General features: G+C 70.5%; 11 protein-coding genes. 8 read left to right on the top strand and 3 right to left on the bottom strand.

The genetic code is table 11. The annotated features are described in order from the left end of the window. Positions 1 to 175 precede the first annotated feature (175 nt). Positions 176 to 2,650 carry an MASE1 domain-containing protein gene (locus K8625_RS12525; RefSeq protein ID WP_223782836.1) on the top strand — a complete coding sequence of 825 codons (2,475 nt, stop codon included), beginning with the start codon at positions 176 to 178 and terminating at the stop codon, positions 2,648 to 2,650. A 25-nt stretch (positions 2,651 to 2,675) separates the two neighbouring features. Here the strand turns inward: K8625_RS12525 and K8625_RS12520 are convergent, their stop codons facing one another. Next, positions 2,676 to 5,285 (bottom strand): discoidin domain-containing protein, encoded by a 2,610-nt coding sequence (locus tag K8625_RS12520; protein WP_223782835.1) that lies wholly within the window; start codon positions 5,283 to 5,285, stop codon positions 2,676 to 2,678. 126 nt (positions 5,286 to 5,411) lie between these two features. Beyond that, positions 5,412 to 6,395: an NADPH:quinone oxidoreductase family protein gene (locus tag K8625_RS12515; RefSeq protein ID WP_223782834.1), complete on the bottom strand. Its 984-nt coding sequence runs from the start codon at positions 6,393 to 6,395 to the stop codon at positions 5,412 to 5,414. Positions 6,396 to 6,430: 35 nt separating this feature from the next. On the opposite strand from K8625_RS12515, the gene K8625_RS12510 reads away from it, so the two are divergent. Beyond that, positions 6,431 to 7,423, top strand: a complete 993-nt coding sequence (locus tag K8625_RS12510) for an AraC family transcriptional regulator (protein ID WP_223782833.1) — start codon at positions 6,431 to 6,433, stop codon at positions 7,421 to 7,423. A gap of 12 nt (positions 7,424 to 7,435) precedes the next feature. Here K8625_RS12510 and K8625_RS12505 read toward each other — a convergent pair whose 3' ends face one another. Next, entirely contained in the window at positions 7,436 to 8,683 is a 1,248-nt protein-coding gene (locus tag K8625_RS12505; RefSeq protein WP_223782832.1) for a serine hydrolase, read from the bottom strand. Between the two features lie 75 nt (positions 8,684 to 8,758). On the opposite strand from K8625_RS12505, the gene K8625_RS12500 reads away from it, so the two are divergent. The 6 genes from K8625_RS12500 (at position 8,759) to trxA (ending at position 14,383) form a co-directional block, all read left to right on the top strand. Next, positions 8,759 to 9,400: a TetR/AcrR family transcriptional regulator gene (locus K8625_RS12500; protein WP_223749711.1), complete on the top strand. Its 642-nt coding sequence runs from the start codon at positions 8,759 to 8,761 to the stop codon at positions 9,398 to 9,400. Between the two features lie 147 nt (positions 9,401 to 9,547). Further along, the gene (locus K8625_RS12495; protein WP_223782831.1) at positions 9,548 to 10,207 is read left to right on the top strand and encodes an LON peptidase substrate-binding domain-containing protein; all 660 of its coding nucleotides are present in this window, start codon (positions 9,548 to 9,550) and stop codon (positions 10,205 to 10,207) included. Positions 10,208 to 10,300: 93 nt separating this feature from the next. Continuing rightward, positions 10,301 to 12,193: an NAD(+) synthase gene (gene nadE / locus K8625_RS12490; protein ID WP_223749623.1), complete on the top strand. Its 1,893-nt coding sequence runs from the start codon at positions 10,301 to 10,303 to the stop codon at positions 12,191 to 12,193. A gap of 152 nt (positions 12,194 to 12,345) precedes the next feature. Next, positions 12,346 to 13,494, top strand: coding sequence for an outer membrane protein (locus K8625_RS12485; protein WP_223782830.1), 1,149 nt, complete (start codon positions 12,346 to 12,348; stop codon positions 13,492 to 13,494). Between the two features lie 144 nt (positions 13,495 to 13,638). Next, positions 13,639 to 13,962, top strand: a complete 324-nt coding sequence (locus K8625_RS12480) for an FKBP-type peptidyl-prolyl cis-trans isomerase (RefSeq protein ID WP_046716635.1) — start codon at positions 13,639 to 13,641, stop codon at positions 13,960 to 13,962. 40 nt (positions 13,963 to 14,002) lie between these two features. Continuing rightward, positions 14,003 to 14,383, top strand: a complete 381-nt coding sequence (gene trxA, locus K8625_RS12475; protein ID WP_141326991.1) for a thioredoxin — start codon at positions 14,003 to 14,005, stop codon at positions 14,381 to 14,383. The last annotated feature ends 22 nt before the right edge of the window (positions 14,384 to 14,405 follow it).

Here is a 14,405-nt window from a genome sequence, read left to right as displayed (position 1 = left end):
TTCTTCCCTACGCGCGCCGGCCGGAGCCATTGCATCCGGAGGGGCATCCCACCTATCGGCTCCTGGACGCTTGGCTGCCCTGCGCGGCGAGGGGAAGGTGCAATACCGTTCCCAGCCCGCTACCATGGTCCCACTTTGTGAACCCGTCGGGTCGGCGGACGGGCTTTCCGGGGGGATGGTCATCGTCGGGCTGCTTCGAGCCAGCGCGCGCGCGCTTCGCGGGCGGCATCTCGTCGAGATGCTGGTCCTGGCCGGCGTGTACCTCGCCGTCGCTCGGCTGGGCCTCTCCCTGGCCACCGTGGGTGGAAATGTCAGCCCCGTGTGGCCCCCCACCGGTGTCGCGCTGGCCGCACTGGTGCTGCGTGGACCCGTGCTGTGGCCGGGCGTCTTCCTGGGCGCATGTCTGGCGACCCTGTCGACGGGAGCGCCCCCGGCGGTGGTGCTGGGCGTGGCCACGGGCAACACGCTGGCGATGGTGCTCGGCGCGCTCCTGACGCGGCGGCTGCGCATGGACGCGGACCTGTCACGCATCCGCGACGTGGTCGTCCTGTGTGTGGGCGCGGGCGCGGTGTGCACCGGGGTCAGCTCGCTCGTCGGGCCGCTGTGCCTGTTCTGGGGCGGCGTGCTGCCGTGGGAGCAGATGGGCCACGCCGTCTGGGTGTGGTGGGTGGGGGACATGATGGGCGTGCTCGTGGTGGCGCCGCCGCTGCTCGTGCTCAGCCGCCCCGCATGGCCCGCCCGCCTGGGCGAGGCGCTGGCGCTCTCCGGGCTCACGACGGTGCTGGGCGTGGGCATCTTCCTCTTCCGGAACTCGCAGCCGGGGCTCGCGCACGCGGCCAGCTTCCTCTTGTTCCCCATCTCCGCGCTGGCGGCGCTGCGCTTCGGACCGCGCGGCGCGGCGCTGGCGACGCTGGCCATCTCGGCGGTGGCCATCGTCGGCACGGTGCGCGGACAGGGGCCGTTCTCCTCGGGCAACGTGGCGCAGGACCTGCTCGTGCTCCAGCTCTTCATCGTCATCAACGCGGTGACGGGCCAGCTCCTGGCGGCGGCGAGCGAGGAGCGGCGGCGCGCGGTGGAGCGGCTGCAACTGCTCGCCACCACGGTGCGCGGCGTGCACGAGGGCGTCTTCATCGCGGAGGTGGTGGGGCCCGGCCGGCTGCGCACCGTCTTCGCCAACGAGGCGCTGAGCATGCTCCTGGGCCGGCCTCCCGAGGAGATGGTGGACCAGGACCCGTGCCTGCTCTACGGCGACCAGGACCCCCGGCTCACGCAGCGCGTGCACTCGGCGCTCCAGGCGGGCGAGTCCCTCTGCGTCGAGGTGACGGTGCCGCGCAGGGATGGCCGCATCGTGTCCACGGAGGTGCTGTTATCGCCGGTGCGCGCGACGGGCGGGGACGTGTCCCACTTCGTGGCCACCCATCGCGACATCACCGCGACCAAGGAGCTGCAGGCGCGGCTGGTGGCGGCCGAGCGCGTGGCCGCGGTGGGGACGCTCGCGGCGGGCGTGGGGCATGAAATCAACAACCCGCTGGCCTACCTGGTGCTGAACCTGGAGTCCGCCTCTCGCGCGCTGTCGGAGAACGGGATGATGGCGATGCGGGACGTGCAGGCCAGCGTGCGCGGCGCGCTGGAGGGCGCCGAGCGCATCCGCCTCATCGTCCGCGACCTCCAGGTGTTCAGCCGGCAGGGGGACCAGGAGCGCTCGCTGGTGGACCTCAACGCGCTGGTGCCTCCGGCGGTGCGCATCATCAGCCATGCGCTGCGCCACCGCGCGCGGCTGGTGGAGGAGTTCGGCCCGGTGCCCAAGGTGCTGGGCAGCGAGGCGCGACTGGGACAGGTGCTGCTCAACCTGCTGGTCAACGCGATGCAGGCGGTGCCCGAGGGCAACCCGAGCCTCCACGAGGTGCGCGTGCGCACCAGCACGGACGTGACGGGCCGGGCCCGCGTGGACGTGGTGGACACGGGCGTGGGCATCGCCCCGCAGGTGATGTCGCGCATCTTCGAGCCCTTCTTCACCACCAAGCCCTCCGGAGAGGGGACCGGGCTGGGGCTCGCCATCTGCCAGCAGATCGTCCGCACGCACGGGGGCGACCTGGAGGTGCGCAGCGAGGAGGGCAAGGGCAGCGTCTTCACCATGTACCTGCCGGCGGCGCCGGTGCAGGTGGAGGTGCCGCCGCGCCCGGTGCCCCGGAGCAAGGTGCCCATGCCCTCGACGGGAAGGCGGGGACGGGTGCTGGTGGTGGACGACGAGCCCCGGCTGGCGCAGTCGATGCGGCTGCTGCTGGAGCCCTACCACGACGTCGTCACGGCGACGCGCGGCCAGGATGCGCTCGCGCTGGTGGCGGCGGGGAACCGCTTCGACGTCATCCTGTGTGATTTGCAGATGCCGGAGATCGACGGCGCGGCGCTCTTCCGGCGCCTGGGGGTGATGGCGCCGGAGTTGATTGAGCGCGTGGTGTTCATCTCCGGCGGGGCCTACACCGCGGAGACGCGCGGCTTCATCGAGACGGTGCAGAACCTGGTGCTGGAGAAGCCCGTCCGGCCCGAGGTGCTGATGGCGTCGGTGGACGCCGCGCTGGCCGCGCTCGACTCGCGAGACGAGGACGAGCGCGAGCCGGTGGTGGCCCGCGCGGGCGGCGCTCGTCACTGAGGACGGCGCCACCCGGCGGAGTGTGTCACGGCTGACGGGTGCTGATGCGCTGCTGGAAGAGCCAGGTCCAGAGCGCCGGGTCCGCGAAGGCGTTCTGCCACACGGTGTTGGAGTGCCCCACGCCCGGGTAGGTGGTGATGGCGTGCATGGCGCTGGTGGTGCCTCCGCACTGCGTCTCCAGCTTCGTCTTGAGCGCGGTGGATTGGGACGCGGCGCCCATGGTGTCCGAGCCGCCATGGAACGGCCAGATGGGCAGCGTGCGCAGGTTGCAGAGGTTGGTCGTGTTGGCGGAGACAGGATAATTGGTGACGGCGAGGGGGACGAAGGCCGAGACGCGGTCCATGTAGCTGGCGAGCCCGGTGGACTCGTAGAGGACGTTGGCGCCGCCGCTGAAGCCCGCGAAGTAGACGCGGTCCGCGTCGACCAGGAGGTCGCGCTTCAGCTCGCCAAGCAGCGCCATCAGGCTGCTGACGTTGAAGTAGGCGTTCTCTCCACTGACACGGCCGTTGGTCCAATAGTGCATGGACACGGCGATGGCACCGAAGCCCGCGCGGTAGGTGGCGTCGCGCAGGTTCCAGGCGAGCCCTTCCGCGTTCGTATTCACCGCCTGGTGGTCATCGGTGAGCATCACGCCGCCGGTGCCGGGCAGCGAGAAGACGATGGGCCAGCGGGCGTCGCGGTCCGCGTTGTAGCCCGCGGGGAGGAACAGCGCGTAGGCGTAGCGGGCGTCCTTCACGGTGATCTGCTCGCCGGCCGTGCACGTCAGCGGGCCGGTGCTGGGGGTGGTGGGATGGCCCATCACGCGCAGCTCGCGCACGTGGGCGTTGCTGGGGCCCAGGCCGGTGGCCGGGTCTCTGTATTCGAGCCACAGCAGTCGGACCTTGGAGGCGACCACGGGCGTGGTGAAGGTCACCGTCTTCACGGTCGTCGTCTTGGGGTTGTTGCGCACGGAGCCGCCGGGAATGGGCTTCCAGCAGCCGCCGTCCCACGCCAGCAGGTCGAAGTTGACGAGGGCCTCCGGGGAGTCGACGTAGAAGGACGAGTGCAGCTCCACGCCATGGATGAGGAAGCTGCCCTGGAGGTCGATGTCGAGGTGCGTGCCCCGCTTGGTGGTCCAGCCGGACTTCCAGAAGGTGGACAGGTTGTCATCGGTGACGCGAGTGGGGACGTTCGCGCCGTCGGTGGACAGGGCGGTGGCGGGCTTGTTCTTCGCCACGTTCGTCAGCGTGGTGGTGGGGTTCGACACCGTCACGGTGACGTCGTCCGAGTGCGTGGCGCCGTCGTCGTCCGTCACGGTGAGGCGGAAGACGAGCGTGCCGGCCGCGAGCGCGCTGACGGACAGGGACGGCGTGTTGGCGCCGCTCAGCGAAGCGGTGGGGCCGCTCACCTGCGTCCACGCATAGGACGTGATGCTGCCATCCGAGTCGGTGGCGGAGCCCGTCAGCGTGATGCCCGCGTTGGGCAGCACCACCGTGCGGTCCGCGCCCGCGTTGGCCACGGGCGGCTGGTTGGGCGGCGTGTTGGCGACCGTCACCGTGACGTCGTCGGAGTGCGTGGCGCCATCGTCATCCGTCACGGTGAGGCGGAGGACGAGCGTCCCGGCGGAGAGGTTGCTCACGGTGAGCGTCGAGGTGGCCGCGCCCGTCAGGGTGGCCGTCGGGCCGCTGACCTGCGTCCAGGCGTAGGACGCGATGGTCCCGTCCGAGTCCGATGCCGTGCCGGTGAGCGTGAGGCTCGACGTGGGCAGCACCACCGTGCGGTCCACGCCCGCGTTGGCGACGGGGGGCTGGTTCACCGGGGCGCTGGTCACCGTCACGGTGACGTCGTCCGAGTGTGTGGCGCCGTCATCGTCCGCCACGGTGAGCCGGAAGACGAAGGTGCCGGCCGTCAGGCCGCTGAGGGAGAGCGTGGCGGTGTTGGCTCCAGCGAGCGTGACCGCGGGGCCGCTGACCTTCGTCCACGAGTAGAGGGCGATGGTGCCGTCCGCGTCCGTGGCGGAGCCCGTGAGCATGAGGCTGGAGGTGGGCAGCACCACGCTCTGGTCCGTGCCGGCGTTGGCCACAGGCGGCTGATTGGCCCCGGGCGTGGCGGGCGCGCCGAACACCCAGAGCTCCTTCACACGGCAGTTCGAGCCCGCGGGCTCGTTGCACAGGAAGCGGACCTTCTGGCCCCGCACCACCTGCGTGAAGGTCCGGGACACGGCGACGCCCGTGGCCGGGTTGCCCGTCACCGTGGAGCCGGGGATGGGCTGCCAGCTCGTCCCGTCGTGGTACTGGAGCGCGAAGCTCGCGATGGCCCTGTCGCCCTGGTAGCCCGTGTAGACCTCCATCCGGTGGAGGTCGAACGTCCCCTGCAGGTCCACGTCGAGATACCGCTGCGAGGTGAAGTACTCGCCGGTGCACCAGCGCGAGTCATCCGAGGTGATGTTCCCGTCCACCGCGTACTGCGGGAGGAAGACGTAGGGGTCCGTCTGGTATTGCGACGCCGTCGCCGGCTTGTTCAACGTGACGTTGACCAGCGTCTCCAGCGACGCCGAGCGCGTCGACTCCTCGATGGGCGCCTGGGGCGTCGGGTCGCAACCGCTCAGCGCCAGGGCGCCGACACAGCTCCCCAGCAGGATGAAGGACTTGTTCAAGGTTGAATCTCCCGGACAGAACAGCAAAACAAGTTCTAGTCCAGGAGTGCACTCCAAGTACACGGGGAGGCTGGATGCTGAAGTTTCAGCGATACAGAAACAGGCGGGTGTCGATGGTGCGAGGGCTCAAGCGACGCGGATGAGGACCTTGCCGGTCGTCTTCCGGGCGGCCATGGCCTGATGCGCCTGGGCGACGGCCTCGAGCGGGAAGCCCTGCTCGAAGACGGGCTGGAGCAGACGGCGCTCCACCAGGCCGAGGGCCTCGCGAAGCGCCGCCTGACGTTGCTCGAAGGGGAGGGTGAAGGTGGCGAAGCCGACGACGGACTGATTCTGGGCCAGGACGCCCATCATCTGCTCCCGGCTCCACGCGGTGTCGAACATGCTCTCCGCGCCGAAGAGCACCAGTCTCCCCCGGAAGGCGAGGGCCCGCAGGCTCGAGGCGGGGATGGCTCCGCCTCCCGCGACGAAGACGATGTCCGCGCCCTGTCCCGACGTGGCCTCGCGTACGTGCATGGGCCAGTCGTCGCGCGAGGTGTCCACGACGGCGTCCGCGCCCAGGCGGAGGACGAGGGCGCGCTTGTCCTCACTGCTTGTGCCGCCGATGACCTTCGCGGCCCCCAGCCGCTTCGCGAGCTGCACGAGCAGGCTGCCCACGCCTCCCGCCGCGGAAGGGATGTAGACGGATTCCCCCTCGCGCAGCTTCGCGCCTTCGCGCAGACCGAGCAGTGCCGTGGGCGCCTGGGCCGGAAGACAGACGGCCTGCTCGAAGGACACGCCCTCCGGGAGGGGCAGCACGGCCGATACGGGGACCACGGCCTGCTCCGCGAAGCCTCCCTGGCTCGGCAGGAGCGCGACGACGCGGGTGCCGGGCTCGAGCCCGCGCACGTCGGGGCCCACGGCGTCCACGACTCCCGCGACCTCCAGCCCAGGGATGAAGGGGAGGGGCGGTGTGCCCGGGATGCGTCCCTCCCGCTGTCCCAGGTCCGTGAAGTTGAGGCCCGAGACGTGGACCCGGGTGCGCACCTCGTCCTTTCCGGGCGTCGGAGTGGGGACCTCGTCGAGACGCAGCCCCTCGGGGCCGCCGAAGGCATGCAGGCGGATGGCTCTCATGCGATGGACCTATAGTCCTGGGTGAAAGGACGAACATGCGCCAGAAGTCCGTTTCTCTCGTCCAACCGTCCGGCAAGCCACCCGGGCTCGATGTCCTCGGGGACGTGCTCCAGGGCGTGAAGCTGCGCAGCCGGGTGAACGCGCGCTACGAGCTGACCGCGCCGTGGGGCATGCGAATCAGTGGCTCCCCGTTCCCGCTGTTCTACGCGGTGATGCGCGGCGGCTGTCTCTTGTCCACCGACGCGCGGGAGCTGGCGCTGGCGAGTGGCGACTTCGTGTTCATCCCCGCCGACGTGAAGTTCACGCTGAAGGACCGACGCTCCACGCGCGCGCTGCCCATCGAGGAGGTCTACGCGACCCGAAAGCCCCTGCGCTGCGGCGGTTTGCTCCAGTACGGCGGCGGAGGCGAGGCGGTGACGTTGATGGTCGGCTCGTTCCTCTTCGAGGGCGAGACGCTCAGCCCGCTGGTGAGGCACCTGCCCTCGCTGCTCCACGTCCGCGCGGACGACCCCAGGTCTCCTAGGTGGCTGGAGTCGACGCTGCGCTTCGTGGCCTCCGAAATCGAGGCTCAACAGCCCGGACACGAAGTGGTCGTCAGCCGGCTCGCGGACGTGCTCTTCGTGCAGGCGCTGCGCGCGCACCTGGAGTCGTCCTCGCGGGAGAACGGCTGGCTGCGAGCCCTGGTGGACCCGCGCATCGGCGCGGTGCTCCAGCAGGTCCACGAGAAGCCCCAGGCGCCGTGGACGCTGGAGGGCCTGGCGAAGCGGGCCGGCATGTCCCGCTCCGTGTTCGCCGAGCGCTTCAAGTCGCTTGTGGGAGAGGCGCCCCTGGCGTACGTGGGGCAGTGGCGCATGCACCGGGCGATGACGCTCTTGAAGGACCGGGACGCGTCGCTGGCCGAGGTCGCTCGCGCCGTGGGCTACGAGACGGAGAGCTCCTTCGGCAAGGCCTTCCGCAAGTGGGTGGGCGTCACGCCCGGCGCGTACCGTCGGACCGGCCTCGGCGAAGGGACCTCCGAGGCCCGGTGACGAGGCCCCTGACTACGGCTTCAGCCCCGCGTAGACGGCGTCACGCACGGCGCCGGGGAACGCGCCCGACATGCCCTCGAACGCGGTGTTGGTCAGCGTCACCACGGTGACGCCGCTGCGCGGGTCCACGAACCAATTGTGTCCGTACGCGCCACCCCACTGCCACGTGCCTTGCGCCTGCTCACCCTGAGCCAGCTCCGCGTCCGCCAGCACCGCGGAGATGAGCCCCCAGCCCCAGCCCGGTCCCTGCGTCTGCGACTCCGGCCCCACGTGCACGGCGCCGAGCTTGTCCACGGTGGCCTTCTTCAGCACCGGCGCGCCGCCCTTGCGCAGCGCCTCCAGGAACTTCACATAGTCCGCCGCCGTCCCCACCATGCCCGCGCCGCCCGAGGCGTACGCCTCCGCGCTCAGCGCCCGTCCCGGTGAGAAGCGGACCTTTCCGCCCCAGAGCGGCACGTCCTGCGTCCTGCCCATGCGCGTCGGCGTGGGCTTGCCGTCCGCGTACGCCGCCACCAGCCGCGAGGCATCGCCCGCCCGGAAGGACGTGTCCTTCAAGCCCAGGGGCCTCGTGACGAGCTTCGCCACGGCCTCCGGCAGCGGCGCCCCCGCGGCGCGAGAGACCACGGCGCCGAGCACGTCCGTCGACAGCGAGTAGTTCCAGCGCTGCCCCGGCTCGGAAGACAGCGGCACCGTCGCGAGCCTGCGCAGGTTCTCCTCCAACGTGAGCCCAGCCACCTCGTCCAGCCCGTCGGAGACGCCCGCCTTCTCATGGGCGGCCTCGTTCTGCGGCTGGAAGCCGTACGTCAGCCCCGAGGTGTGCGTCAGCAGGTGCTTCACCGTGATGACCGGCTCGCGGCCATCCGACAGCTTCGGCCGGAAGTCAGGCAGCCACTTCGTGATGGGGTCCTCCAGCGACAGCTTGCCCTGCTCCACCAGCGCCAGCGCCGCCACCGAGACGAGCGGCTTCGTCATGGACGCCAGCCGGAACACGCTGTCCTCGCGCATGGGGTGCTTCGCCTCCCGGTCGGCGAAGCCCGCGGCGCGGCGGTAGACGACCTTTCCATCGCGGAGCACGGTGACCACCGTGCCGACGATGCGCTGCTCGGCCAGGGCCTGGTCGATGACCGCATCCAGGTTGCGGGCCACCGCGGCCGGGCCGGTGGCCGTCGGGGCCGCGGTGGACTTGGGAGGGGACGTGGGAGCAGCGGAGGACACACCAAGGCTGGCAGCCACCAGCAGGCTGGCGATGGCAGGATTCATGGGTCGGGACTCCTTTTTATGTAGCGATTGTTATTTAAATAGGACCCGCCTTTGGGGATTTCAATAGTGAGCGTTATGAAAAAGGACCTGGCCCTCCAGCCCCGACCCCGAGGTCGGCCCCGGGAGTTCGACGAGACGAAGGCCGTGGACCGGGCGCTGGAGGTGTTCTGGCGGCTGGGCTACGAGGGCGCGTCCGTGGCGCAGCTCACCCAGGCCATGGGGCTCACCGCGCCCAGCCTCTACGCCGCGTTCGGCTCCAAGGAGGGCCTGTACCGGCGGGTGCTGGAGCGCTACCAGCAGGGCCCGGGCGCCTACACCTGGAACGTGTTCACCGAGGAGCCCACCGTGAGGGCCGCCGTCGAGCGGCTGCTGCGCGAGACGGCCCATCACTTCACGCGCCGCAAGCAGCCTCCCGGCTGCATGATTTCCACGGCGCTCCTGCGCTGCGCGGAGGAGCACCAGCCGGTGGCGGACTTCGTCGCGAGCCTGCGCACCCGCGCGGTGGGCGTGTTCCGCGAGCACATCCAGCGCGCCATCGCCAAGGGGGAGCTGCCCGCGGGCACGGACGCGGAGGCCATGGCCCGCTACCACGGCGCCATCATCCAGGGCATGTCCGTGCAGGCCCAGGACGGCGCGAGCGAGGCGGAATTGCTCGGGCTGGTGGAGGTGGCGATGCGGGCCTGGAGCCCTCCGGCCAGCCGGCCTCGCGCGCGCTGACCCGGGGGAACACCGCCCTTTCGGGCCGGAAAGTCCCTGCGAATCCGGCCGGTTGCGCCGCTCCTTGTCCCACCTCCCCCATGCCGCGCGGGTTTGCGGTGCGACGGGCGTCCGGGAGGCTTATCAACACGGGTAAGGATGCCCGACATGACCGCCCAAGAACGCGTCGAGACCGCCGCCGCCCGCGCGCTGAAGGTGTTTCCGCTGCCGTCGGCGGTGCTCTTCCCCCACACCCTCATCCCCCTGCACATCTTCGAGCCGCGCTACCGGGACATGGTGCGTGACGCGCTCGCGGGGGACCGCGTGGTGGCGCTGGCCCAGCTGGAGACGGGCTGGGAGGGCAACTACGAGGGGCGTCCCCCCATGCAGCCCATCATGTGCGCGGGCGTCATCGCCTGGGACGAGCAGGTGGAGGAGGGCCGCTACAACATCCTCCTGCAGGGCGTCAGCCGCATCCGGATGATCTCCGAGCTGTCGGGCGACAAGTCCTACCGCGAGGTGCGCGCGCAGGTGCTCGCGGACCACCCCTACCAGGGGCCCGAGGAGGAGCGGCTGCGACAGGCCGTCTTCGAGCTGGCCGGGCGCGTGCCGCCCACCTTCGCGGAGAGCCTGCTGCCGGTGGCGGCGCGCGCGGGCGGAGGGATGCTCGCGGACGTGGTGGCCTCGGCCATCATCCCGGAGGCCGAGCGGCGCCAGCAACTGCTCGTGGAGCTGGACGTGAAGCGCCGGCTGGAGGCGGTGCTCGCGGACGTGGGTGAGCTCATCGCCCGGCTCCAGCCCGTGCGGCCCTCCGGCCCACTGAACTGAAGCACCCCGGGCCCCCCGTCGCGGGGCTTGCCTTGCGCGTCGCTCCAGGCATTGCTGGGCCCCTCGTCGGGAACGAAAGGGGAGTGGGGAACCATGCGGCTCGTGAAAGTCGGCATCGCCAGCGTCAACACCGTCGTCGGAGCCTTCGTCCGCAACACGGACCGGGCCCTGGCACTGGCGAAGCGGATGGCCGAGGACGGCGTCACCGTGGGCGTCTTCCAGGAGCAGCTCATCGCCGGCTACCCGGCCGAGGACATGGTGCAGTGGCAGGGCTTCATCGACCGGCAGTGGCCGGAGCTGGAGCGCTTCGCGAACCAGACGGCGTCGCTGCCCACGGTGTTCCTGGTGGGCGTGGGCGTGGCGCTGCAGGGCCAGCGGCTCAACTGCGCCGCGGTGGTGGCCGGAGGGCGGGTGCTGGGCCTGGTGCCCAAGGAGAAGCTGCCCACGTACAGCGTCTTCTATGAGGCGCGCACGTTCGGCCGCGGCCAGCCGGGCATGGCGGAGGTGTACCGGGGCGTGCCCCTGGGCGACTACCTGTTCCAGTTCGACTTCGGCCTCATCGCGCCGGAGGTCTGCGAGGACATCTGGAGCGCGGATGGCCCCATGCGCCGGCGCACGTACTCGGGCGCGGAGCTGGTCATCAACCTGTCCGCGTCCCCGTTCCGGCTGGGCTTCGTGGAGACGCGCCGCGAGCTCATCGCCACGCGCGCCGCGGACCACCAGTGCACCATCGCCTACTGCAACGCGGTGGGCAGCAACGACGGGCTCATCTTCGACGGCGGCGGCTTCCTCAACCAGAACGGTCGCCACGTCATGGAGACGCCGCGCTTCCAGGAGGGCTACGCGGCGGCCGTCGTCGACCTGGACCGCACCCTGCGCCTGAGGGGCGAGGCCACCACCTGGCGCGTGGACCGCGAGTCGTGGCTGTCCTCCGGTGGCAAGAGCGTGCCGGTGCTCGACTGCACCAAGACGGTGGCCACGCGGCGCGAGGCGCTCACGTATCCGGTGCCGCCGCACAGGAGCTTCTTCCTGCCCGCCCCCGACAAGCGCCGACCCGCGCGCGAGGCCTTGTGCGAGGACATCCTGGACGCGCTCGCGCTGGGCGTGGGCGACTACTTCGAGAAGACGCGCGCCTTCAAGGTGCTGGGCATCGCGCTGTCGGGCGGACGCGATTCGCTGCTCACGCTGCTCATCGCCCACCGCTACGCGAAGCGCGCGCGACCGGACAACCCCGGCTCGCTCATCCAGGCGTTCTACATGCCCAGCCGCTTCTCCAGCGACTCCACGCGCGAGGCGGCGGAGACGATTGCGCGCGAGCTGGGCGTGGCCTTCCAGGTCGTCTCCATCGACGAGGCCTTCGAGCGCGAGCGCGCCGTGGCGGAGACGATGCTGGGCGGCGCCCCCGTCACCGCCATCACCGAGCAGAACATCCAGGCCCGCCTGCGCGCCCAGCGCATGTGGAACTGGAGCAACTCCTGCGGCGGCCTGTTCCTGCAGACGGGCAACATGAGCGAGAAGTCCGTGGGCTACACCACCATCGGCGGAGACCTGATGGGCGCGCTCGCCGTCATCTCCAACGTGCCCAAGACGGTGGTGATGTACCTGCTGGACTACCTCCAGGAGACCACCGGCCACGAGGGCATCCGCAAGGTGCTCGCCAAGCCCGCCGGTCCGGAGCTGGCGCACAACCAGGTGGGCGAGGAGGAGCTGATGCCCTTCCCCATCCTGGACGCGTGCTTCTACCTGTTCGCCGCGGAGAAGCTCACGCCCGCGGAGATGCTCCAGGCGCTCACGGCCATGTTCCCGGAGGTGGACGCGACGCGGCTTGCGGGCCACGTGGACAAGTTCGTGCGGCTGTTCAACCAGTCCATCTACAAGTGGGTCCAGTCCCCGCTGTCGCTGCACATCGGCAACCTGGACCTGGACCGCGAGCGCGCGCTGCAGCTGCCCGTCGTCACCGGCTCCGAGTGGCTGCGCGCGAAGTGAGCCACTGAACGCGCAACCGTGTTGCCCGTGCCCCACGCCCGCCCGCTTGCTGGGCGTGGGGGCGCGCTGGGGTGATCTCCACCCTTGTGCTCCTTGCCGGATGTCGCCCCGGAAACAACCTTCATGTCAGCCACTCGACGACGGAGGGTTGGATGAAAGCGAAGATTCTGGCTGGCGCCATCGGGGCGCTCATGTACGGCACCTCGGCCTTGGCTTCGGATGGCGATTGCCCGCCGCCCCAGGCGAGCACGGAGCGCCAGGGGCAAGGCGTGTTGTTGGCCCAGTCGCAGGACACCTCTTCGGGCAGCTCGGACGTGCTGCAGGAGGAAGACATCATCATCGAGACCGAGCCGGTGCCCGACTCCATGGGCGTGGACGACGACTCGGGCATCGGTGGCAGTGGAACGAGCGGGCAGGATGACTCCTCCAGTGGGAGCAGCCAGGCCCTCCCGCCCGCACAGGGCGAGCTGCGCATCAACATGCCGCTGCGCTGTGAGCCCGCGGACTCGCAGCAGCAGGGCACGGGTGGCAGCGGCTTCGACAGCCAGCAGCAGGGCATCCAGAGCGTGCCAGCTCCGGCCCCCGCTCCGTCCGCGCCGCAGCCTCGTCCCGAGGCGGGGGCTCCGGTGGAGCCGCAGTCGGAGTCCTATCCGGCGCCCGAGCAGGACGCCTTCGGTGGGAGCGGCGTCGCGGCGCCTCCTCCGGCGGACTATCGGCCCTCGGCGGAATCGGCCGAGCCCATCGAGCCGCTCGAGGTGAAGAAGAAGGACAAGCACGACATGAAAGGGCTGAGCCTGCTGCTCAACGGCGGTGTGGAGGGCTACACCGGCGCGCTGGCTCCGCAGCTCAACCCGGGCCCCACGGCGGGTGTGACGGCCGCCATCCGGCCCTCGAAGGTGTTCGGCATCGAGCTGGGCTACACCGGCGCGCTCAACAACATCGACTCCAAGCGCGGCGAGGTGGACACGGACGGTCCGGACCTGGTGCGCAACGGCGGTCAGGCGGTGGCGACGCTCGGGCTGACGCCCACGCCGTGGCAGCCGTACGTGCTGGGCGGCATCGGCATCAGCGACTACAACTTCCGGGGCGGCCAGTCGCTGGGCTACAAGGATGACACCGTGGGCAACGTGCCCGCGGGCGTGGGTCTGCGGGGCCACGTGGGCAACTTCACCGTGGACGCGCGCGCCAACTACAACTTCCTCTTCGACAAGGACTTCGCTCCGGGCATCGACTCCGGCGGCGGCGACTTCGACGGGGGCGGCAGCTACCAGGGTACCGTCAGCGTGGGTGGTACCTTCTGAGTGGCGGTCCTGACGCCTTCACACAGGGCGTGGTCAGTGGCGCGGTGCCCGGTAGCCAACGGGCCCGCGCCGCTGTGTTTTCAGGTGCGGCGCGCGGGGCACCCGCGGGTTAAGGTGAAACCTTCCACTGCAACAGGAGAGGGAATGAGCCTGAAGGTCGAGGATTCGAAGGTGGGCACCGGGACGGAGGCCACCGCCGGCAAGTCGGTCACCGTGCACTACGTGGGGACGCTGACGGACGGCAAGAAGTTCGACAGCAGCCGGGACCGGGGCCAGGGCTTCACGTTCCGTCTCGGCGCGGGTCAGGTCATCCAGGGTTGGGACCAGGGCGTTGCGGGCATGAAGGTGGGCGGCGTGCGCAAGCTCACCATCCCCCCGGAGCTGGGCTACGGCTCGCGCGGCGCGGGCGGCGTCATCCCGCCCAACGCCACCCTGGTGTTCGAGGTGGAGCTGCTGGACGTCCGCTGAAGTCATGCCCCGCTGACGGCGGGGAGAAACGAGGGCCGTCATGGCGACGGTGGAAATCACCAAGGACAACTTCAAGGAAACCGTCGGCAAGGACGGTATCGTCATCCTGGACTGGTGGGCGTCGTGGTGCGGCCCGTGCCGCCTCTTCGCGCCCACCTTCGAGACGTCGTCCGGCAAGCACCCGGACATCGTCTTCGGGAAGATAGACACCGAGGCGCAGCCGGAGCTCTCCGGGGCCTTTGAAATCCGCTCCATTCCCACCCTCATGGTGTTCCGTGACGGCATCCTCCTGTTCGAGCAGGCGGGCGCGCTGCCGGCCGCCGCGCTGGAGGACCTGGTCCGTCAGGTGAGGGGCTTGGACATGGCGCAGGTGAAGAAGGAAATCGAGGAGCGCCGGGGCAAGGAAGCGCCCAAGGCCTGAGCGGCCTGGCTTCGCGCGAGCG

The organism is Myxococcus sp. AS-1-15, from assembly GCF_020037055.1.
Classification (GTDB): domain Bacteria; phylum Myxococcota; class Myxococcia; order Myxococcales; family Myxococcaceae; genus Myxococcus; species Myxococcus fulvus.
The sequence above is the reverse complement of the archived record's forward strand: the minus strand, read 5'-3'. Positions and strand labels throughout refer to the sequence as shown.

Coding starts and splice junctions, on each gene's coding strand:
- K8625_RS12525 (WP_223782836.1), top strand. CDS start 176: ATGGTCATCGTCGGGCTGCTTCGAGCCAGCGCGCGCGCGCTTCGCGGG.
- K8625_RS12515 (WP_223782834.1), bottom strand. CDS start 6,395: ATGAGAGCCATCCGCCTGCATGCCTTCGGCGGCCCCGAGGGGCTGCGT.
- K8625_RS12510 (WP_223782833.1), top strand. CDS start 6,431: ATGCGCCAGAAGTCCGTTTCTCTCGTCCAACCGTCCGGCAAGCCACCC.
- K8625_RS12505 (WP_223782832.1), bottom strand. CDS start 8,683: ATGAATCCTGCCATCGCCAGCCTGCTGGTGGCTGCCAGCCTTGGTGTG.
- K8625_RS12500 (WP_223749711.1), top strand. CDS start 8,759: ATGAAAAAGGACCTGGCCCTCCAGCCCCGACCCCGAGGTCGGCCCCGG.
- K8625_RS12495 (WP_223782831.1), top strand. CDS start 9,548: ATGACCGCCCAAGAACGCGTCGAGACCGCCGCCGCCCGCGCGCTGAAG.
- nadE (WP_223749623.1), top strand. CDS start 10,301: ATGCGGCTCGTGAAAGTCGGCATCGCCAGCGTCAACACCGTCGTCGGA.
- K8625_RS12485 (WP_223782830.1), top strand. CDS start 12,346: ATGAAAGCGAAGATTCTGGCTGGCGCCATCGGGGCGCTCATGTACGGC.
- K8625_RS12480 (WP_046716635.1), top strand. CDS start 13,639: ATGAGCCTGAAGGTCGAGGATTCGAAGGTGGGCACCGGGACGGAGGCC.
- trxA (WP_141326991.1), top strand. CDS start 14,003: ATGGCGACGGTGGAAATCACCAAGGACAACTTCAAGGAAACCGTCGGC.